We start from the raw sequence: 18,185 nt of genomic DNA, 5'->3' as shown, positions 1-18,185 counted from the left end.
GCCTCAGCGCGCGGGGACGATCTCGTACCCGCGCGTCTCAGGCTCGTCATCAATCAGTTCCTGCGGGAAACCCGGCGCGCGGATATCCAGCCCCGTCGCTTCCTCCAGACGTTCGATCATCCGGTCGGACTGGGCGCGGTTGCCGTACCGCGCCTGACCGTCCTGCATCATGCCGATGATCATCGGGGAGAGTTCCAGCGGAATGCCGGCATCATCCGCGAGCTTCTGGAAGAGGCCAATGTCCTTGAGCACCAGATCCATGGTGAAGTTCACATCGCGCGAGCCTGACAGGATCAGCTGGCTTTCGGTTTCATGCACAAAGGACGTGCCCGACGAGATGCTGATCGCTTCAAAGGTGGTCGCAAGATCCATGCCTGCGCCTTTCATGACAGTCAGCGCCTCACAGAGCGTTAGCAGATTTGCCGTGGCAAGATAGTTCGTCATCACCTTGAGAATACTGGCAGAACCCAGATCACCGGTGTGCAGCACGCGCCGTCCCATCAGGGTCAGCAGAGGTAGTATCCGGTCAAAAGTCGCGCGGTCGCATCCCGCGTAAATGGAAATATTGCCGGTGTCTGCCCGGTGGCATCCGCCGGACACAGGGCAATCCACCGCCGCCGCCCCGGTGGCGATTGCCGCCTTGCCCAGGCGCTGCACCTCATCGGCATCGGTGGTCGACATCTCCATCCAGATTTTCCCGGGGCCCATGTGCGGCAGCATCTCTTCGACCACGGCTGCCGAGGCCGCAGGACTTGGCAGACAGGTGATCACCGCATCACAGACCTGCATCATCTGCGCGGGCGAGCCACCTGCACCGGCGCCTGCGGCCACTTTGGCGGCCACCAGTTCCGGATCAAGATCATGCACCAGCAGGTCGGTTCCGTTCCGTACAAGTGAGCCCGAGAGTTTCCCCCCGACATTGCCCAATCCGATAAATCCAACTTTCATTTCAGCTCTCTCCTGCCTTTTCAGTGAGAATTCCGCGCGCTGCCCGCACCGTCGCGTCCGTTTGCGACCTTTGTGATTGACCGGCGGCGCACCTGTGGCCAGAATTTCGGGCATGAGCACCGACCGACAGTCACAACCGGGCGACGCCGCAGCAGGCATTGAGGTCACCGAAGATTTTGCGCCGTTTCATCAGCGCAACGACATTTTCACCCGCGCGTTCTGGGATCCGGCGGTACGCAGCAAGCGCACGGACGCCTTTTTCGCCTCCTACCGGATGGAGGCCATTCCGCGCCGGGGAGACGGCTTCAGCCAGCGCGATTTTGCGCTGCGGAATGCCGCCTGGCTGATTTCCGACATCATGACCGACCGTCACGCAGATCAGGGCAGACGCGAAGGGTTTCAGGCACCGATCAGCGCGGACACACCGGTTGCCCCCATGCAGACGGACGTAACCGATCCGGCAAAGATGTCTCGTGAAATCAAAAAAGTGGCGGCTTTCTTTAAAGCTGACCTCTGCGGCATCACCGGCGTTGATCCACGGTGGCATTATGCCAGCCGCATCGACACGCGCGACCTGTCGGATGCGCCGAACGACCTGCCGGGTGGCATGACTTCCGTGATCGTGCTGGGTCACCAGATGGACGCTGACCTCGTGGACACCTACCCATCCGCTCTCGGCGGTGCTGCTACAGGCCGGGAATACAGCCACGAAGCCGCGGTGGTGATGCAACTCGCCGCCTACATCCGCAACCTCGGATATGAAGCGGTCCCGTCGATGAACGATACCGCGCTGGTCATTCCCTATGCGCTTAAGGCGGGCCTGGGCGAATACGCTCGCAACCAGATGGTGATCACGCCTGAATTCGGGCCGCGCCTGCGGTTTTCCAAGATTTTCACCTCGCTTCCGCTGGCGCATGACACGCCCCGTCCTCTGGGGGTAAAGGCGTTTTGCGACATCTGCACGAAATGCGCTGACGCCTGCCCGGTCAAAGCGCTGCCCTATGGCCCACCTGAAGCGGGTGGCGCCAATCCCTCCGCTATCCGTGGCGTTCGGAAATGGACATCTGACGCGGAAAAATGCTTTGGCTTCTGGGCCAGACTGTCCAGCGACTGCGCGATCTGCATGCGCGTGTGCCCGTTCAACCGGGATTTCAGCAAACTGCGGCACAGGCTGTGGCAGAAACTGGCGCTGTCCCCCCTGCGCAGGCTGGCCCTGTGGCTGGATCGCGGTCGCGGTGGGCGCCGGAAACCAGCCACCTGGTGGGAAAGTGCCGGCTCAGGATCCTGACCGGCGCACGTTGCCGTGCCAGTCTTCGTGCTGCACTGAAAGCGCTGCGGGTGTTGCGGGGTCCTGACCGGCAGGCCCGCCCTGTGCCGCCAGCACCAGCCCCAGCAGCGTGCCCGCTGTGATCAGCAAAAAGGAACGAACGGCAGGGCTGCCGTCGCGACGGATGTCTTCGATGAGTGCCATGGTAAAGTCCTCTGTCTGGTTTCAGCTGACCCTCAGATAGCGTCGCACCATAAATCAGAAAAACGAATGTTTAACATATATTGCATCACAGATTCTGATTTATTGCGCATTCCTGCACAGATCCCGTTCGCGCAGGCAGATTGCGCGACAGGGGCTGCAGGTTAAGTATCGCTCAGACAAAACGGAGAGAGACAATGTCACTCAGACCAACACTTGAAACGCGTCAGGCCGTGCCCACCATGGAAGGCGCTGGCGTAAAACTGCACCGCGCCTTCGGGTTTCAGGATCCGACGGAACTGGACCCGTTCCTGTTGTTTGACGATTTCCGCAATGACCGGCCGCAGGACTTTGAGAAAGGGTTTCCCTGGCATCCGCACAGAGGTATCGAAACGATCACCTATGTGCTCGAAGGCACGGTGGAGCATGGCGACTCGCTGGGCAACACCGGCACGCTGGGAGCCGGTGACGTGCAGTGGATGACCGCGGGCTCCGGCATTCTGCACCAGGAGATGCCCGCCGGTAACGCCAGGGGTCAGATGCACGGGTTCCAGCTCTGGGGCAATCTGCCGTCGGATCAGAAGATGACCGCGCCCCGGTACCAGGACGTGACTGCGGCGGATATTCCGGTGGTCACGGACGATGACGGCACCCGGGTGAAAGTGATCACAGGCGCGTTCTGGGGTCAGACCGGTCCTGTTGATGGCATCGCTGCGGACCCGCAGTATCTCGACATCACAGTGCCTGCCGGCGTGAAAAAGACCTTTAAAATTGACACATACCGGCGCGCCTTTGCCTATGTGTTCGAGGGCGCTGCGGCCTTTGCCGATGCCAGCGCACCTGGCGGTGTTCTGCTCGAAAAGGAGGTCGCCGGTGAAGAGGTCAATATCCGGGATCTGTCCGGCGACCGCACGCTGATCCGGTTCGGCACCGGGGATGAGGTCACCCTGCAGGCAGGCCCGGAAGGGGTGCGTTTTCTGCTGATCTCAGGCGCGCCCATCGACGAGCCGGTCGCCTGGCACGGTCCGATTGTGATGAACACGCAGGCCGAACTCATGCAGGCCATGCGTGATCTGAACAACGGAACCTTTATCCGGCCGGCGCACTGACGCGCGCACGCGCGCCAACCGCACCGGAGACAAGCTCCCAGTAGCGGGCGGTGATGTCCTCAAGTGACAGCCGCCCGCTTTCCCGGAACCAGGTACTGACCCCGGTCAGCATGGCAATGACGGCCAGCGTTGTGATCTTGGTGTCCGCTGTCTCCAGATGACCCTCGGAAATGCCGTCACGCAGAATATCCTCCAGCAGGTCCTCGTACTCGCGGCGCATCCCTTCGATCACCGCGAAATTTGCGGGCGACAGATTCCGCAACTCCATATAGGCGATGAAAACGGCGTCCGGCCTGTCGTGGTGAAAGCGGATGTGGAACGCCACAAACCGGTGCAGCCGCGCCACCGGATCAGGCCCCCTGTCCCGTGGGACCGCATCCAGCAGCGCCTGCATGTGGGCCTGCATCAGCCCGAACAGCAGGCTCTGTTTATCCGGCGTGTAATTGTAAAGCGCACCCGCCTGGACGCCGACCTCGGACGCAATGCGCCGCATGGACACCGCCGCATATCCTTCGCTGGCAAAGAGTTTCAGGGCCGCCGCCTGGATGCGGGGCCCGGTAATATCGGAATGTGAACCTGTGGTCCGTGGCATGTGTGGACGTTAACTGAACACCCGTTCAATAGAAAGCTTTCTTGCGCCTTTGCCAGGCATGAGGCAAGACTGAAGCCGGAACACGGAGACGTTTATGCGACTGCTGGCGATAATCACTGTTACGGCGATGCTTTCGGCCTGCGTTGAGCTGCCCGACGTACCGGGTGCCGCCAACCCGGAAGCCGCAGCTGCGGACTATCCGGCTCTGCGCCCGCTCACGCAACAGGCACAGCAGACAGCAGAAGACGCCGCGACAGAGGACGAAACCGCCGAGCAGCTTCAGGCGCGTGCAAACGGGCTGCGGGCCCGGGCAGCGGGCCTGCGCAGGCCGGTCATGACGGATGCAGAACGCGCGCGCCTCGCTGCAGCAGAGTAAACCAATGCCCAAGGCCCGTTGCGTGGCCTGACCGAACCCGCTACATCGCCTCTGGAAAAGCACTGCATCGCTATTGCCAGAGGAAAATTGAATGTCGCAGCCCCTTCGCCTTGGAATCGCAGGTCTGGGCACCGTCGGGATCGGTGTCGTGCGGATTATCCGCCAGCACAGCGCATTGCTTGCCGCACGCACGGGGCGCGAGATTTCCATCTCGGCGGTGTCCGCACGCGACGCAAACAAGGATCGTGGCATCTCGCTGAGCGGATATGCCTGGGAAACCGATGCCGCAGCCCTGGCTGTCCGCGATGATGTCGACGTTTTTGTCGAGCTGATCGGCGGACATGAAGGCAAAGCCAAAGAGGCCGTCGAGGCGGCCCTCGACGCAGGCAAGGACGTCGTGACCGCCAACAAGGCGCTGCTGGCCATCCACGGTCAGGCGCTGGCGATGCGTGCGGAAAATGCGGGTCGCGCGCTGCGCTATGAAGCGGCAGTGGCAGGCGGCATTCCCGTCATCAAATCGCTGACCGAAGGGCTGGCAGGCAATGATGTGACGCGCGTGATGGGCGTGATGAACGGGTCGTGCAACTATATTCTGACCCGCATGGAATCCGCTGGCCTGAGCTATGAGGAGGTCTTTGCTGAGGCAGACGGCCTCGGCTATCTCGAAGCGGACCCGCAGCTCGACGTGGGCGGTATTGATGCCGCACACAAGCTGGCCATTCTGTCTTCACTGGCCTTTGGCACACAGGTGAATTTCGACGGCATCGCGCTGGAAGGCATCGAACGGGTCAGCATTGACGATATTCATGCCGCCGCCGATATGGGCTATAAAATCAAGCTGCTGGGCGTGGCGCAGAAGACCGGCCGCGGGCTGGAGCAGCGGATGCAGCCCTGCCTTGTGCCTGACACCTCCCCGCTCGGACAACTTGACGGCGGCACAAACATGGTGGTGCTGGAAGGCGACGCCGTGGGCCAGATCGTTCTGCGCGGCCCCGGTGCCGGTGAAGGCCCCACGGCCAGTGCCGTGATGGCCGATGTCTGCGATGTGGCGCGCGGTGTAAGCGGACCGGTGTTCGGCATTCCGGCAAACCGCCTTGCCCAGGCGATCCCGGCCAGCTCCGAACTGCCCGCCCCCTATTACCTGCGTATGTCGCTCGAGGACAAACCCGGCGCACTGGCCCGGGTTGCCGCCGTGCTGGGCGAAGCCGGTGTGTCCATCGACAGGATGCGCCAGTACGGTCACGAAGATGCTTCCGCACCCGTGCTGATCGTCACACACCGCACCAGTGCGGACGCCCTGCAGCAGGCGCTGACCGCCATGGCGGGCACAGGTGTCGTTGCCAGTGCACCGGTCGCTCTCCGCATTGAGGCGGTCTGAGGCACAGTTGTGCCGGAACGCCCTGCCCGCTAAACAGAATTCAGGCTGACAACAGATCAAAGGAAGACTTCATGCCCGCCCACGCCGAATTCCAGGACCGTATGCTGTCGCTCGGTCTTGCCCGCGTTTCCGAAGCTGCGGCGCTGGCGTCTGCCCGCCTTGTTGGCCAGGGAGACGAGAAAGCGGCCGACCAGGCTGCGGTCAATGCCATGCGCGAACAGCTGAACATGCTGGACATCGCCGGCGTCGTCGTAATCGGCGAAGGTGAGCGCGACGAGGCACCGATGCTCTATATCGGCGAGGAAGTCGGCACTGGCAACGGGCCCGGCGTCGACATCGCGCTCGACCCGCTCGAAGGCACGACCCTGACGGCCAAGGACATGCCCAACGCGCTGACCGTGATCGCGATGGGGCCGCGCGGGTCCATGCTGCACGCGCCTGATGTATACATGGACAAGCTGGCGATCGGCCCTGGGTATGACGCGGATGTTGTGACGCTGGAAATGAGCCCGGGCGAACGCGTGACAGCGCTTGCAGCGGCCAAAGGCTGTGCGGCCTCTGATATCACCGTCTGCATTCTGGAGCGCCCGCGCCACGAAGAGATGATCGCGGAAGTCCGGGCCACCGGGGCCTCGATCCGGCTGATCACAGACGGAGACGTTGCGGGCGTGATGCACTGCGCGGACCCGTCCACGGGCATCGATATGTACATGGGTGCGGGCGGCGCACCCGAGGGCGTGCTGGCGGCAGCGGCGCTGAAATGCATGGGCGGCCAGATGTATGCCCGCCTGCTCTTCCGCAACGACGACGAAAAGGGCCGCGCGGCCAAGGCCGGCGTCACCGACCTTAACCGTATTTACACCCGCGATGAAATGGTCACCGAAGATGTGATCTTTGCCGCAACCGGCGTGACCGGCGGAAACATCCTGCCCGGCGTGCGCCGCGAGCCGGGCTGGTTCACCACCGAAACGCTGATCATGCGGTCCAAAACCGGTTCGGTCCGGCGCATCAACTACCGGACACCGGTCTGAGCACACTCAGACCACGCGTATCCGGCCATGAGGGCCAGGGGGGCCTGTGAGTTTTCTGAATGTTGAAACCTCGCTGACCGGCAGACGGTGGGTTGGTCCCCTGCCCGAACAGGCACGTGCGGCAGAGGCCCTGACCCAGCAGACCGGCCTGCCCGGCCCTTTGTGTCAGATCCTTGCGCGCCGCGGTGTGTCATCTGACGAGGCAGACGCCTTTCTGGCGCCCGCCCTGCGCGATCTGCTGCCTGACCCGCGCAGCCTGCGCGATATGGAACCCGCAGCGACCCGTTTTCTGGCGGCAGTCGACCGGCGTGAAAAAATCGCCGTTTTTGCGGACTACGATGTCGATGGTGGCAGTTCTGCGGCACTGCTGCTGACCTGGCTGCGGGGCATGGGGCAGACTGCGACGCTCTATGTGCCCGACCGGATCGACGAAGGCTACGGACCCAACGACGCGGCAATGTCGCAGCTGGCGGCCACCCACGACCTGATCGTCTGCGTCGACTGCGGGACCCTGTCTCACGGGCCGGTCAAAGCCGCCGCCGGCGCTGATGTTGTCATTCTGGATCACCACCTGGGCGGCGAAACGCTGCCCGAAGCGCTGGCCGTAGTGAACCCGAACCGCCAGGACGAATCCGGTGATCTGGCCCACCTGTGCGCTGCCGCAGTCGTCTTTCTGATGCTGGTCGAACTTGGCCGTCAGCTGCGCGAACGCGGCACCCGGGGCCCTGACCTGATGGACATGCTGGATCTGGTGGCGCTGGCGACCGTTGCGGATGTGGCCCCCCTCACCGGCGTCAACCGCGCCTTTGTCCGGCAGGGCCTGCGTGTCATGGCCCGGCGCGAAAGACCGGGGCTCGCTGCTCTGGCTGACGTGGCGCGCATGGATACCAAACCCGGTGCGTACCATCTGGGTTATCTGCTGGGGCCGCGGGTCAACGCCGGCGGGCGCATCGGCGCCGCTGATCTGGGCGCCAGGCTGCTGGCCACAACGGACACGCATGAAGCCGCCGCACTTGCTGAGCGGCTCGACGGTCTGAACACCGAACGGCGCGAGATCGAAGCGTCAATACGGGCCGCCGCCATTGATCAGGCCGAGGCGCGCGGGCTGGACCGTGGGCTGGTCTGGGCGGCCGGACCGGGATGGCACCCCGGCGTTGTGGGCATTGTTGCCTCTCGCCTCAAAGAATATGCGAACCGTCCGAGCATTGTCATCGGGCTGGAAGACGGCATCGGCAAAGGGTCCGGCAGATCGGTATCAGGGATCGATCTGGGCCAGCCCATTCAGCGTCTCGCGCGCGAGGGTCTTCTGCAGAAAGGGGGCGGGCACAAAATGGCCGCGGGCCTGACTGTTGCAGAGGAAAACCTTGAGGCAGCGATGGAGAGGCTGTGTGAGCTTCTTGAAAAACAGGGCGCGCATCTTGCCGGTCCTTCGGACCTGCGCCTCGACGGGCTTCTCATGCCTGGTGCTGCAACGGTTGAACTGACCGAACAGCTTGAAGCAGCCGGCCCCTACGGAGCAGGCGCGCCCGCACCCCGCTTTGCCTTTTCGGATATGGAAATCCGGTTTGCCCGCCGGGTGGGCGAAACACACCTCAAAATCAGCTTCGGGGACGGCACGGGCCCGGTCATGGATGGCATCGCATTCGGGGCGTTTGACGGGCCGCTTGGCGCGGCACTCGAAGCCCATGGCGGTGCGCGTTTTCACCTGGCCGGAAAGCTTGATGTGAATACCTGGCGCGGCAGGCAATCTGTGCAGCTCCGCCTTGATGATGCTGCCCGCGCCTGAAGATCTGTTCTGCGCAAAGTTTCTTTGCCGGGGATGAAATTTCCGCTTGCGCAGCCCCGCCGGATTGCCTAATCAACCGCTCACACAGAGTGGCCCGTTCGTCTATCGGTTAGGACGCCAGGTTTTCAACCTGGAAAGAGGGGTTCGATTCCCCTACGGGCTGCCACTTTCCTTCACATGAGAAATCCAGCGCTGTTTCAGAACCTGTAGACCTGTGTGCGTCCCGGTACCTGCGCCTGGTGTCATATGACGGAGTTTCGCACCCCCTTCCGGCGCGGCGCCTCCACGAGGGGCATCAGCCCGCAAACGCGATGACCGCCGCGCGTTCAGCCTGCACTGTTTCCGGCTTCCAGTTCTGCCAGTGCGGCCAGCTCTGAAAACAACGTGTGCCGCCCCCGGCCCTCGCGCTTGGAATGGTAGAGAGCCTCATCGGCATCGCGCAGCATCTGGTCTGCGGTTGGTTTGGTATATTCTGATGACAGAACCGTCCCGATACTCGCCGAGACGCGGCAGGGCTGGCCTTCGAACATGATGGGGACCATGAGTTTTTCGATGATGCGTCCGGCCACGTGCACCGGGACCAGATCATCACGGACCTGCCGCATGAGGACAACAAATTCATCCCCCCCCACGCGGGCGATCGTGTCCGTGCTGCGGGTTTCCTCCCGCATGACACGCGAGACTTCCTGGAGCACATGGTCACCTGCCGCGTGACCCAGCGTGTCATTCACGTCCTTGAAATAATCAAGGTCGATATGCATCAGCGCCACATCCTCCCGAACCGCAAGAGCCCGCGCGAGATCGATGTCCATGGCCCGACGGTTTTTGAGCCCTGTCAGAACATCCGTCGCGGCCTGCTCTTCGGCCTCTTCCCGTGCGCTCTGCAGACGCTTGTTGAGCTGACGCGACGCTTCCATTGCGGCTGATTTGGCCTCAACGAGGTACAGCATCTCAACTGTCAGGTCGGTCGCTGCGAAATCCCGCGCGGTCAGTTCATATTCCTGAACCGCCTCTACGACCGAGATACCAAACGACAGATTGAGCGTCACCTGCCCCTCACATGGTCCCGGCACCAGTATGCCTTTCAGCTCCCGTGGAGGATCTGACTGATACAGAACGTGCAAACGGCTGCCGGACATGGCAGCCAGATCGCGGAAGTCAGATATCTGCCTCGGCCGGCGTATCCCGAACACGTCAAGAAACACCCTTCCCGTCAGCGGCGCATCCGGGAACAGTTTCTGAATGGTGGGACCGGCGCTGACGATTGTACCTTCCGCATCAAGGATCAGATGCATCGGGCACAGTACGTTCAGCAGGTCGCCGAATGCAGCCTTTTCCGTCATCCGGTCCTCGCGCCCAGTTCAAACCCACGGCCTTCGGCGAACTCCGTCTCCAGAAGGGAGACGGCAACCACTTCGGCACCGTTCTCGTTTCCCTGATGCTCCAAAAAAACCAGTGCCCCATAATCATCAGCCATCGCACGCAGCACACCGGTAAACAGATGACCGGCTCCCGGTATCCGGCTCTGAACGTTCAGGCGGTAAAACCCGGCGCCGTGCTGTTTCAGCTCAATGCGCGGCAGTTCGAGATCTGACACCGCAAGGCGTGCCCGGTCCGGCAGATCATCCAGAGAATGAAGAAAATCAGTGAAATCAACGCCTGAGAACCGCAGCAGTCTCCGCAACGCCTCGACGTTCGGGTGCGACACAAGATAGGTGCCTATGTCTTCCAGCAGCTCTTCATAGGGTCTGTCCAGGACATCACTGACAGCGGTCAGGACCTGCTCCGTCAGTTCATCCTCATAGGACAGCATGGCCTCAAACGACGTCAGACCAATGTCTGCCCGTTCAGCGGCTGCCAGCCACTGGGCCTCCCCGTAGCAGTCAGTCACAAAGCGCTGGATCGCGCGGTTCACAAGCCCGTGCATGGAGACCTCTCACTCTCATACTCGGGGCACCATGCGTCAAACCCGTTAACATTCACCGAACGGGTTCAATTGTAACCATATTGGCTCAGAAATCCGTCGGCGCGCCGCCTTCGGCTTTTCTGCGTTCCACAAAGTCGCGCAGCTCCTCGCGGATGGCGATATCCATCGGCGGTGCCTCAAAGCTGCCGATGATCTCCCGGAACATCGCGTGGGCGCGTTCCGGCGTCCAGACTGCGCCCGCGGCCTCCCAGCCCTCGTAGTTCTTCCAGTCGCTCAGGAAGGGCTGGTAGAATGCCGTAGTATAGCGATCCTGGGTGTGCTGAATGCCAAAGAAGTGTCCGGTGTTGCCGACGGATTTGATCGCATCGAGCGCAATCTCGTCCGGCCCCGTCGCCACGATCTCCGGGTCCATATACCGCTGAATCTGCTGCAGAATCTCGCAGTCCATGATGAACTTCTCGGGGCTCGCGATCAGCCCGCCCTCCAGCCAGCCGGCCGCATGATAGACCATGTTCGTGCCGGACTGGACTGCGGCCCAGAGACTGTTGGAGGTCTCCCACATCGCCTGCCCGTCGGGCACATTGGCGGCACAGACGCCCGATGACCGCATCGGCAGACCGTAATACCGCGCCAGCTGCCCGGTCATCTGCGTCGCCCGCATGTATTCCGGTGTGCCAAAAGCAGGCGCGCCGGATTTCATATCAACATTCGACGTAAAGGTCCCGATCGCACAGGGACAGCCCGGCCGGATGATCTGGGCCAGCACGATGGCACAAAGCCCCTCTGCCAGAGACTGTGCCACCGCCCCCGCCATGGTCACAGGTGCCATCGCACCCGCAAGCGTGAAGGGCGTGACAACCAGGCCCTGGCCCCGCCGCGCCAGTCGCATCCAGCCATCGAGCATGGGATAATCGTGCTTCAGCGGTGATGTAGAGTTAATATTCGTGTACATCCGGGGGCTTGCGTCGAATTCCTCATGTGAAAGGCCGCTTGCGATACGGACCATTTCCATCACATCCTCGACGCGCTCTTTGCCCAGACTGTAGGCATGCATGACCTTGTCGGTCAGCGTCAGCTTGTCAAAAAGCACATCCAGATGCCGTACGCTGGCATGGATGTCCACGGGCTCAACCGGGTAGCCGCCCGCAAAGTGGATGCAGTTGAAATACTGCGTCAGCTTCAGCAGGTTCGCGCACATTTCGCGCGTCCCCGGCACCTTTGTGCCAAGCGTCATGTCCCAATAGTTCGGCGGCGAGGACACATTGCCAAAAAGCAGGTTGTTGCCGCCAACGGTGATCTGACGGTCCGGATTGCGCGGTGTCAGCGTGAATTCAGACGGCGCTCTGGCCACCCATTCCATGACGAAATCCCGGCCCATGCGCACATTTTCGCCGGTCACATCGGCGCCGGCACGGCGCAGGATCTCCACCGCTTCGGGGTTCAGGAACTCGACGCCGATCTCTTCGAGAATGCGCATGGCGCCGTCGTGGATGGCCTCCACCCCTTCGGAGGACAATGGCTCCACTGGTTTGTCCGTGTTGACCGGGGGCTTCCAGGGCATCTGTTCGATGACGGCCGATCCGCGGCGGCTGGCCGCCCCTGCCCGCCCGCCGGTTCTGCCGCGCCTTTTTGTCGGAGCATCTGCCATGCTGAACACCTTTCTGTTGCCGGTCCTCGTGACCAGAAGGCCAGAGGCGGCAGCAGGCAGCCGTTCCAATCGCGACCAAATCAGTCGTTTTCAGCAGACAGACGGTCTGTTTCAGCTCTGTGCCGCGATCCAGTCCGGCAGATGGCCGATGTGATCCACCACGACGGTCGCATGCGGTTGCAGGGTCTGAGCAGTCGCAAGACCGGTCAGAACGGCCGCGGTGCGCATGCCCGCTGCACGACCCGCAAAAAGATCATGCGTGCTGTCCCCGACCATCAGGACGGATGCGGGATCAAGCGCTACCGCCTCGCAGAATGCCAGCAGCTGACCTGGGGCGGGCTTGCCGCCATGTCCGCTGTCTGAACCGGCAACAAAGTCAAAAAGATCAAGGGCCCCCGCATTGTGCAGATGGGCACGCGCCGGGGCTTCGGCGTCATTGGTGGCAACGCCCAGCCTGAGACCCTTCGCCTGCAGGTCTCTGAGATAGGGCACGAGCGGCACGACTTCGGCCTGCGGTGCGCGCGCGGCCTCTTCGTTCAGGATATCCAGCATCCGCGTCCGCGACATTCCCGGCAGACCGGGTGCAAGCGCATCCGCGACCTCAGCAGGCGTTCCGGCGATCACGATACTGTCCGGCTCAAACCGCGCGGCAACGGTATCAAAGCCGATCCGCTCCCCCAGTGCGCGTACGTCCTGATCGCAGCCCGCGACCCGGCGCAGAAAGGCCAGCGCCCAGGCCTCCCAGGTCCGCGCGAAATCGAACAATGTGCCGTCCTTGTCGAAGACAACGCCCTGAACAGCCGTCATGTCCAGTTCACCTGCTCACCACCCGGCAGTGCCATACGGGCCTGCATCAGACTGTCATAGGCAAGACATGATGCATCACACGCCGCGACAACCCAGGCATCATCCATCATCACAAAATCCAGAACCGAGCCCAGAAACGCCGGATCCCGGGCGCCTGCCCGCAGGTCATCCTCGGAGGCACCGGTCGAGCCCAGAAACACCGGCAGAAGCTCATCGTTGCCGGCCAGCCACGTCAGTATCTGCAAGGCCAGCGTTTCGGCTGTTTCCCGCGTATAGCCCATGGATAGAAATCCTTTTAATGATGTTGGAAACCCTTTGTTAACCAATATGACGGCATTGTCGAATTCCAGAAGTTACCAGTACAAGGATGACTGAGCGCGTGCAGGGTAAAATCCTAATTGTTGATGCTATCTCGACCAACCGCATCGTCCTGAAAGTCAAACTCGCATCTGCTTTTTACGAGGTTATTCAAGCCTCTACAGCAGATGAAGCCTGTGTCGCAGCGCTGCGGCACAACCCCGACCTGATCATCTCAGCCATGACACTGCCGGATTGCGACTCGGCACAGCTCTGCACCAAGCTGCAGCAGAATCCGCAGACCCGCCCGATCCCCATGATGGTGATCGGGTGCCGCCCGAACGCGGACACCCGCCTGCGCGCGCTGGAAGCCGGCGTTCAGGACGTCATGCTGAAACCCATTGATGACACACTTCTGCTGGCCCGCGTCCGCAGCCTGATCCGTGCCCACAACACTGCCGCCGAATGGCAGATGCGGGATGATACGTCCCGCGCGCTTGGCTTTGCAGAGGATGTGGTCGATTTCGGCCCGCCCGGACAGGCCATTGTCGTCGGCACCGACAGCGGAGAGACCGGAGCGCTGATCGACGTGCTCAATCCATCGCTGCGGATCAAACTGTCCTATTCCGCCCCGGAAACCGCCCTGCGGGATCTCACGCCGGGTCGTGTGCCGGACATCTTCGTGCTTGTGCTCGATGACGAGGACACGCACAGCGGCGAAGTACTGCGGCTGCTCGCGGCGATCCGCGCAACGGCCATTACGCGCCATGCGGGCATCCTCGTTCTGCAACCACGCCCCGACCCGGGCCTTGGGGCCTATGCGCTGGATCTCGGCGCTGACGATCTGATGACCGACGGCTTCGACAGAAAGGAAATGGTGCTGCGGATCAAGGCGATGATGCGCCGCAAACGCGTGGCGGATCAGCTGCGCGCGACCGTGCGCACCGGCCTCAAGGCTGCCGTTTCTGATCCGCTGACAGGTCTGCACAACCGCCGCTATGCAATGCCGCATCTGGCGCGTGTCGCAGAGCATTCTGCCGCAACCGGGCGCAGTTTCGCCGTCATGGTGGCTGACCTCGATCACTTCAAGCGCATCAATGACCTTTACGGTCATGCCTCCGGTGACGCCGTGCTGGTCGAAGCCGCACGGCGCCTGCGCGAAAACCTCCGGGGCGTCGATCTCGTTGCCCGCATCGGTGGTGAGGAATTCCTGATCGTCATGCCCGCAACCCCGCTCAGCGAAGCGCGCGCCGCGGCACGCAGGCTGTGCCGCAAAATCGGCGGGACGGGGTTCAAGGTGCCGGGATCATCTGATCCCATCACGGTCACCGTGTCCATCGGTGTCACCATCGGCGGCCTGCAGGGCAAACGGATGATCGAATCGGACAAGAACGCAAATGATCTGCTCGATGCCGCAGACAAGGCGCTCTACGAGGCCAAGATCCAGGGGCGCAACCAGATCAACCTCGCCCGTCCCGCTGCCTGAGGGCCTGCGTTACTTTTTGCGCGGGCCCCGTTTCAGGGCGTCCTCGACGCGCTGCGCGTAGGCGGCGCGTTCCTCTGCAGACATACCTGCCACCACATCGATCCATGCTGTCTGTGTCGCCTGCAACAGGGTCACACCAGCTTGTGCCTGCCGCTGCGCTGCCGCCTTCAGAGCCACCGGGTCAAACGGCTCCGCACGCAGAGCGGTCAGGACATCGCCATAAAGCGCCCGGCGGGCACGCCGGTCGGGGACTTTGCCCCTCGCATCCTGCCTCACGCCACGGAACATCTCGCGACGCTGCTCTTTCGGCAACGCAGACATATAAGGCCGCGCATAACTCTCCGCACCCGGCCCGCCCGGCCGGTCCGGACCGCCCCGCAGGAAAGCGCCGGCCACCAGCCCCACGACGGCCAGATTGATGGCCAGCGACGTGAAAAGCGCCAGTTTCAGCCACCGGCCGGAACGCCTGGGAGGTTCCTGTCTGGTTTCATCCGTCATCTCTTAACCCTCTTCCGCATCCCAGCCGAAACCAGCCGCGCCATCATCGAAACTTACCGTATCCGAAACCTCATAACCCAGCAGGACCGCCCCCGTATCCGGCAGCATGTCGGGCGGGCTGATCCCGATCCAGAACCCGGCACAGGTCGCTGCAACCAGCCCGCCAAGCCCCTGCCAGCCGCCCGGCAGCCACCGGAACGCACCCGTCGCCGGACGGCGCACCGGACGCAGCACCTGTTCAGACAGAACCTGGTCTGCATCGCCCAGCACCCGCGCGGCCAGCCCTGCCGGCAAATCGTCCCTCTCCGACGCAGCCTGCGAGAGAATGGCATCAAGGTCTTCGGTCGTTTTCTGCCGGTCAGTCATCTTCTGTCATCCCCAGTTCCTCTTTGCGCCCCGCCAGTGCCGCCGCCAGAGCCCGCTTGCCCCGGGCGGTCAGGCTTTCCACCGCTTCGGTGCTGATCTCCATAATCTCAGCAATCTCCGGATTGCCCAACCCTTCAAGGTGTCTCAGAACAACGGCCTGCCGCTGGCGGTCGGGCAGACCGTCAAGCGCCTGCTGCAGCGCATCCGCCCGCGCGCGGCTCTGCAGACGCTGCTCCATGCCCGGTGCCGGGTCGGACGGCTCATCAATATCGTCCAGCGCGGATCCGCACCGCCTGCGCAGCCGGTCGGTGCACAGATTGGCGGTCACCCGGTAAAGCCAGGTCGTGACCTTCGCCCCACCCTGCTGCCAGTCCGGGGCGATCCGCCAAAGACGCATCATCGCCTCCTGTGCCACGTCCTCAGCCTCGCTCTGATCGCCCAGCATGCGCCGCGCCTGATGGTAAACCCGCGGCAGAAGCCGCCCGGTCAGCACCCGCGCAGCATCCACGTCGCCCCGCGCGAAAAGCAGCAGCAGAGCGTCATCTGAGCCGTCAGAAAGTGTATCGCGCGGCATATTCATTCCCGAAAGGGTTAGAAGCCCCGGGAGCCGCAATCAAGCAGCTCCCGCGCACTCCCGTCCGTCGTCTTCAGTTTTCGCCGCGTTTGCCACCGTGACGTTTGCCCTTAAACCGGGCTTTGACTTCCTCGAATTCCTCTTTGGAAATCGCGCCGTCGCCATCCGTGTCGACCCGGGCAAACCGTTTGTCAGCGCGCTCAGAGCCAGAGAGTTCTTCCATCGACAGACGCCCGTCGTTGTCCGTATCCAGACGCTCGATCATACGCGCGGAGCGGTCTTTCATCCGTTCGGCCGCCCGCTGGGACAGTTCCTCTGCGGTCAGAAAGCCATCTCCGTCCGTGTCAGCCTGCGCCATGCGCTGGGTCCGCTGCGCGTCCATCTCGGCACGGGTGATGCTGCCGTCGCCATCGGTGTCGAGCATTTCAAAGGTCACAGGCTCACGGTCCGCACCGTCGCGCGCCATAGCAACACCGGTTGTCAGGGATACAGCGCCAGCCAGGATAAGGGCGATGATTGCAGTGTGTTTCACAGGTCTTCTCCTCAATTGTTTTCCGCCGCCCGTTTTCGGGTCGGACAGTACATTGAACGGAGCAGGTTCCGGTTTCCGTCGCAGAAAAATACTTTTTTCATTCGCGACATCCCGCCGCAGCGACCGGACGCCATCTTTTAATCCCGGCGGTAAAGGCGCAAGTAGCGGTATCTTCGCAGGATTAAAGTTATGAACGAGTCGGTTTCCCCGCAGGACGATCTTACACGCGCGCCGGACACAAGTGCCGCAAAGGCCCCCGAACGCAGCACGAAAACCTCCATTTTGCGGGGCTGGCGCCGCAAATGCCCGCATTGTGGCAATGGTCCGCTGCTGAAATCCTATCTCAAGGTATATGACACCTGCCCGGTCTGCCGCGAAGAGCTGCACCATCACCGCGCAGATGACGGCCCCGCCTATCTGACGATCCTGTTTGTCGGGCACCTGATGGCGCCGCTGCTGCATCTGGTCTTTGTCTGGTACCGTCCGGACCCGCTGGTGCTCTTCACCGTTTTTGCCGTTGGCTGTGTGGCGCTTTCGCTCTACCTTCTGCCCAGACTGAAGGGAGCCATTGTCGGCTACCAGTGGGCACGGGGTCTGGGTGGATTCGGGCATACCGCCTGATCCTGTCTGCCCCGCGGGAGGGACCGGATCCATGACACCGCGCGACACCACAGACAAAACCGCGGTACGTGACGCCTCCACCGTTATTCTGTTGCGCGACCGCGACACGACGCCCCGTATTCTGATGGGACAGCGTGGCGCAAAAGCCGCCTTTATGCCCAACAAGTTCGTCTTTCCGGGCGGTGCGGTGGATGCTGCAGATGCCACCATCCCGCTGGCAGCCCCCCTGCCCGGGGGGTGTCTCAACAGATTGCTCGAAGACAGCGCAGAGGACATCCGCCATGCTCTGGCCGTCGCCGCTATCCGCGAGCTCTGGGAGGAAACCGGTCTGGTGCTGGGCCGTCGGGGGCCCTGGCCGGGCACACCACCTCGCGACTGGCACAGCTTTCACAACACCGGATATCTGCCTGATGCCTCCGGTCTGCAGTTCGTGTTCCGTGCGCTGACCCCACCCGGGCGGCCCCGCCGGTTTGATGCGCGTTTCTTTCTGGCAGATGCAGAAGCGGTCGCAGGAGATGTGGACGACTTTTCATCCGCCTCAGATGAGCTGTCACACCTGCAATGGGTGCCGCTGGCCGATGCCCGCCGGTTCGACATGCCCTTCATCACCGAGGTGGTGCTGGCAGAGATCGAAGCCCGCGTGACAGACAGAAACCCGCCCTCATCCGTGCCGTTTTTCAGAAATAACGATGAAGAAAGCCTGTTCCTGCGCCTGCGCGGCCATCCCATGCAGGACTGACC

21 protein-coding genes and 1 tRNA gene are annotated in these 18,185 nt (G+C 62.5%); 10 read left to right on the top strand and 12 right to left on the bottom strand.

The window, feature by feature from the left end; all coding sequences use genetic code 11:
- Positions 1-3: 3 nt before the first annotated feature.
- Positions 4-948 carry an NAD(P)-dependent oxidoreductase gene (locus tag AB4K19_RS04995; RefSeq protein ID WP_375230813.1) on the bottom strand — a complete coding sequence of 315 codons (945 nt, stop codon included), beginning with the start codon at positions 946-948 and terminating at the stop codon, positions 4-6.
- Between the two features lie 112 nt (positions 949-1,060).
- Here AB4K19_RS04995 and AB4K19_RS04990 point away from each other — a divergent pair, with 112 nt between their 5' ends.
- On the top strand, positions 1,061-2,236 hold the full coding sequence (locus tag AB4K19_RS04990) for a 4Fe-4S double cluster binding domain-containing protein (protein ID WP_375230812.1): 1,176 nt from the start codon (positions 1,061-1,063) through the stop codon (positions 2,234-2,236).
- Here AB4K19_RS04990 and AB4K19_RS04985 read toward each other — a convergent pair.
- Positions 2,225-2,419 (bottom strand): hypothetical protein, encoded by a 195-nt coding sequence (locus AB4K19_RS04985; RefSeq protein WP_375230811.1) that lies wholly within the window; start codon positions 2,417-2,419, stop codon positions 2,225-2,227. The two genes, AB4K19_RS04990 and AB4K19_RS04985, sit on opposite strands and share 12 nt — an antisense overlap.
- A gap of 194 nt (positions 2,420-2,613) precedes the next feature.
- Here AB4K19_RS04985 and AB4K19_RS04980 point away from each other — a divergent pair, with 194 nt between their 5' ends.
- Positions 2,614-3,525, top strand: a complete 912-nt coding sequence (locus AB4K19_RS04980) for a pirin family protein (RefSeq protein ID WP_375230810.1) — start codon at positions 2,614-2,616, stop codon at positions 3,523-3,525.
- Here the strand turns inward: AB4K19_RS04980 and AB4K19_RS04975 are convergent.
- On the bottom strand, positions 3,506-4,117 hold the full coding sequence (locus AB4K19_RS04975; RefSeq protein ID WP_375230809.1) for a TetR/AcrR family transcriptional regulator: 612 nt from the start codon (positions 4,115-4,117) through the stop codon (positions 3,506-3,508). The two genes, AB4K19_RS04980 and AB4K19_RS04975, sit on opposite strands and share 20 nt — an antisense overlap.
- A 94-nt stretch (positions 4,118-4,211) precedes the next feature.
- Here AB4K19_RS04975 and AB4K19_RS04970 point away from each other — a divergent pair, with 94 nt between their 5' ends.
- The 5 genes from AB4K19_RS04970 to AB4K19_RS04950 all read left to right on the top strand — a co-directional run bounded on the left by AB4K19_RS04970 (position 4,212) and on the right by AB4K19_RS04950 (position 8,854).
- A complete protein-coding gene (locus AB4K19_RS04970; protein WP_375230808.1) occupies positions 4,212-4,493 on the top strand; it encodes a hypothetical protein in 282 nt (93 codons plus the stop codon).
- 91 nt (positions 4,494-4,584) lie between these two features.
- The gene (locus AB4K19_RS04965; protein ID WP_375230807.1) at positions 4,585-5,871 is read left to right on the top strand and encodes a homoserine dehydrogenase; all 1,287 of its coding nucleotides are present in this window, start codon (positions 4,585-4,587) and stop codon (positions 5,869-5,871) included.
- A gap of 71 nt (positions 5,872-5,942) precedes the next feature.
- Complete coding sequence (gene glpX, locus AB4K19_RS04960) at positions 5,943-6,902, top strand: class II fructose-bisphosphatase (protein WP_375230806.1); 960 nt, start codon at positions 5,943-5,945, stop codon at positions 6,900-6,902.
- Positions 6,903-6,948: 46 nt separating this feature from the next.
- The gene (gene recJ / locus AB4K19_RS04955; RefSeq protein ID WP_436399262.1) at positions 6,949-8,688 is read left to right on the top strand and encodes a single-stranded-DNA-specific exonuclease RecJ; all 1,740 of its coding nucleotides are present in this window, start codon (positions 6,949-6,951) and stop codon (positions 8,686-8,688) included.
- A 91-nt stretch (positions 8,689-8,779) separates the two neighbouring features.
- Positions 8,780-8,854: transfer RNA gene (locus AB4K19_RS04950), tRNA-Glu, on the top strand.
- Positions 8,855-9,014: 160 nt separating this feature from the next.
- Here AB4K19_RS04950 and AB4K19_RS04945 read toward each other — a convergent pair.
- The 5 genes from AB4K19_RS04945 to AB4K19_RS04925 form a co-directional block, all read right to left on the bottom strand.
- Positions 9,015-10,031 carry a diguanylate cyclase domain-containing protein gene (locus tag AB4K19_RS04945; RefSeq protein WP_436399260.1) on the bottom strand — a complete coding sequence of 339 codons (1,017 nt, stop codon included), beginning with the start codon at positions 10,029-10,031 and terminating at the stop codon, positions 9,015-9,017.
- On the bottom strand, positions 10,028-10,615 hold the full coding sequence (locus tag AB4K19_RS04940; RefSeq protein ID WP_375230804.1) for a heme NO-binding domain-containing protein: 588 nt from the start codon (positions 10,613-10,615) through the stop codon (positions 10,028-10,030). Before AB4K19_RS04940 ends, AB4K19_RS04945 begins: the two co-directional genes overlap by 4 nt.
- Positions 10,616-10,700: 85 nt before the next feature.
- Positions 10,701-12,263, bottom strand: coding sequence for a trimethylamine methyltransferase family protein (locus tag AB4K19_RS04935; RefSeq protein WP_375230803.1), 1,563 nt, complete (start codon positions 12,261-12,263; stop codon positions 10,701-10,703).
- Between the two features lie 111 nt (positions 12,264-12,374).
- On the bottom strand, positions 12,375-13,070 hold the full coding sequence (locus tag AB4K19_RS04930; protein WP_375230802.1) for an HAD family hydrolase: 696 nt from the start codon (positions 13,068-13,070) through the stop codon (positions 12,375-12,377).
- Entirely contained in the window at positions 13,067-13,351 is a 285-nt protein-coding gene (locus tag AB4K19_RS04925; protein ID WP_375230801.1) for a DUF3572 domain-containing protein, read from the bottom strand. The genes AB4K19_RS04930 and AB4K19_RS04925 overlap by 4 nt, the downstream gene beginning before the upstream one ends.
- Before the next feature lie 98 nt (positions 13,352-13,449).
- Here AB4K19_RS04925 and AB4K19_RS04920 point away from each other — a divergent pair, with 98 nt between their 5' ends.
- A complete protein-coding gene (locus tag AB4K19_RS04920; RefSeq protein ID WP_436399257.1) occupies positions 13,450-14,853 on the top strand; it encodes a diguanylate cyclase in 1,404 nt (467 codons plus the stop codon).
- A 9-nt stretch (positions 14,854-14,862) separates the two neighbouring features.
- On the opposite strand, the gene AB4K19_RS04915 is transcribed toward AB4K19_RS04920, so the two are convergent.
- The 4 genes from AB4K19_RS04915 to AB4K19_RS04900 form a co-directional block, all read right to left on the bottom strand.
- Positions 14,863-15,351 carry a periplasmic heavy metal sensor gene (locus AB4K19_RS04915; RefSeq protein ID WP_436399255.1) on the bottom strand — a complete coding sequence of 163 codons (489 nt, stop codon included), beginning with the start codon at positions 15,349-15,351 and terminating at the stop codon, positions 14,863-14,865.
- A 3-nt stretch (positions 15,352-15,354) separates the two neighbouring features.
- The gene (locus tag AB4K19_RS04910) at positions 15,355-15,717 is read right to left on the bottom strand and encodes a hypothetical protein (RefSeq protein ID WP_375230798.1); all 363 of its coding nucleotides are present in this window, start codon (positions 15,715-15,717) and stop codon (positions 15,355-15,357) included.
- Positions 15,710-16,297 carry an RNA polymerase sigma factor gene (locus tag AB4K19_RS04905; protein ID WP_375230797.1) on the bottom strand — a complete coding sequence of 196 codons (588 nt, stop codon included), beginning with the start codon at positions 16,295-16,297 and terminating at the stop codon, positions 15,710-15,712. Before AB4K19_RS04905 ends, AB4K19_RS04910 begins: the two co-directional genes overlap by 8 nt.
- Before the next feature lie 67 nt (positions 16,298-16,364).
- Complete coding sequence (locus tag AB4K19_RS04900) at positions 16,365-16,823, bottom strand: EF-hand domain-containing protein (protein WP_436399253.1); 459 nt, start codon at positions 16,821-16,823, stop codon at positions 16,365-16,367.
- A gap of 189 nt (positions 16,824-17,012) precedes the next feature.
- On the opposite strand from AB4K19_RS04900, the gene AB4K19_RS04895 reads away from it, so the two are divergent.
- Both AB4K19_RS04895 and AB4K19_RS04890 read left to right on the top strand, forming a co-directional pair.
- Entirely contained in the window at positions 17,013-17,444 is a 432-nt protein-coding gene (locus tag AB4K19_RS04895) for a DUF983 domain-containing protein (RefSeq protein ID WP_436399252.1), read from the top strand.
- A gap of 31 nt (positions 17,445-17,475) precedes the next feature.
- A complete protein-coding gene (locus AB4K19_RS04890; protein WP_436399251.1) occupies positions 17,476-18,183 on the top strand; it encodes an NUDIX hydrolase in 708 nt (235 codons plus the stop codon).
- Positions 18,184-18,185: the final 2 nt, after the last annotated feature.

Origin of the sequence: Roseobacter phycocola (assembly GCF_042055075.2) — a bacterium.
Taxonomy (GTDB): Bacteria; Pseudomonadota; Alphaproteobacteria; order Rhodobacterales; family Rhodobacteraceae; genus Roseobacter.
This window is presented reverse-complemented; position numbering and strand designations above follow the sequence as displayed.

Coding starts and splice junctions, on each gene's coding strand:
- AB4K19_RS04995 (WP_375230813.1), bottom strand. CDS start 948: ATGAAAGTTGGATTTATCGGATTGGGCAATGTCGGGGGGAAACTCTCG.
- AB4K19_RS04990 (WP_375230812.1), top strand. CDS start 1,061: ATGAGCACCGACCGACAGTCACAACCGGGCGACGCCGCAGCAGGCATT.
- AB4K19_RS04985 (WP_375230811.1), bottom strand. CDS start 2,419: ATGGCACTCATCGAAGACATCCGTCGCGACGGCAGCCCTGCCGTTCGT.
- AB4K19_RS04980 (WP_375230810.1), top strand. CDS start 2,614: ATGTCACTCAGACCAACACTTGAAACGCGTCAGGCCGTGCCCACCATG.
- AB4K19_RS04975 (WP_375230809.1), bottom strand. CDS start 4,117: ATGCCACGGACCACAGGTTCACATTCCGATATTACCGGGCCCCGCATC.
- AB4K19_RS04970 (WP_375230808.1), top strand. CDS start 4,212: ATGCGACTGCTGGCGATAATCACTGTTACGGCGATGCTTTCGGCCTGC.
- AB4K19_RS04965 (WP_375230807.1), top strand. CDS start 4,585: ATGTCGCAGCCCCTTCGCCTTGGAATCGCAGGTCTGGGCACCGTCGGG.
- glpX (WP_375230806.1), top strand. CDS start 5,943: ATGCCCGCCCACGCCGAATTCCAGGACCGTATGCTGTCGCTCGGTCTT.
- AB4K19_RS04945 (WP_436399260.1), bottom strand. CDS start 10,031: ATGACGGAAAAGGCTGCATTCGGCGACCTGCTGAACGTACTGTGCCCG.
- AB4K19_RS04940 (WP_375230804.1), bottom strand. CDS start 10,615: ATGCACGGGCTTGTGAACCGCGCGATCCAGCGCTTTGTGACTGACTGC.
- AB4K19_RS04935 (WP_375230803.1), bottom strand. CDS start 12,263: ATGGCAGATGCTCCGACAAAAAGGCGCGGCAGAACCGGCGGGCGGGCA.
- AB4K19_RS04930 (WP_375230802.1), bottom strand. CDS start 13,070: ATGACGGCTGTTCAGGGCGTTGTCTTCGACAAGGACGGCACATTGTTC.
- AB4K19_RS04925 (WP_375230801.1), bottom strand. CDS start 13,351: ATGGGCTATACGCGGGAAACAGCCGAAACGCTGGCCTTGCAGATACTG.
- AB4K19_RS04915 (WP_436399255.1), bottom strand. CDS start 15,351: ATGACGGATGAAACCAGACAGGAACCTCCCAGGCGTTCCGGCCGGTGG.
- AB4K19_RS04910 (WP_375230798.1), bottom strand. CDS start 15,717: ATGACTGACCGGCAGAAAACGACCGAAGACCTTGATGCCATTCTCTCG.
- AB4K19_RS04905 (WP_375230797.1), bottom strand. CDS start 16,297: ATGAATATGCCGCGCGATACACTTTCTGACGGCTCAGATGACGCTCTG.
- AB4K19_RS04895 (WP_436399252.1), top strand. CDS start 17,013: ATGAACGAGTCGGTTTCCCCGCAGGACGATCTTACACGCGCGCCGGAC.
- AB4K19_RS04890 (WP_436399251.1), top strand. CDS start 17,476: ATGACACCGCGCGACACCACAGACAAAACCGCGGTACGTGACGCCTCC.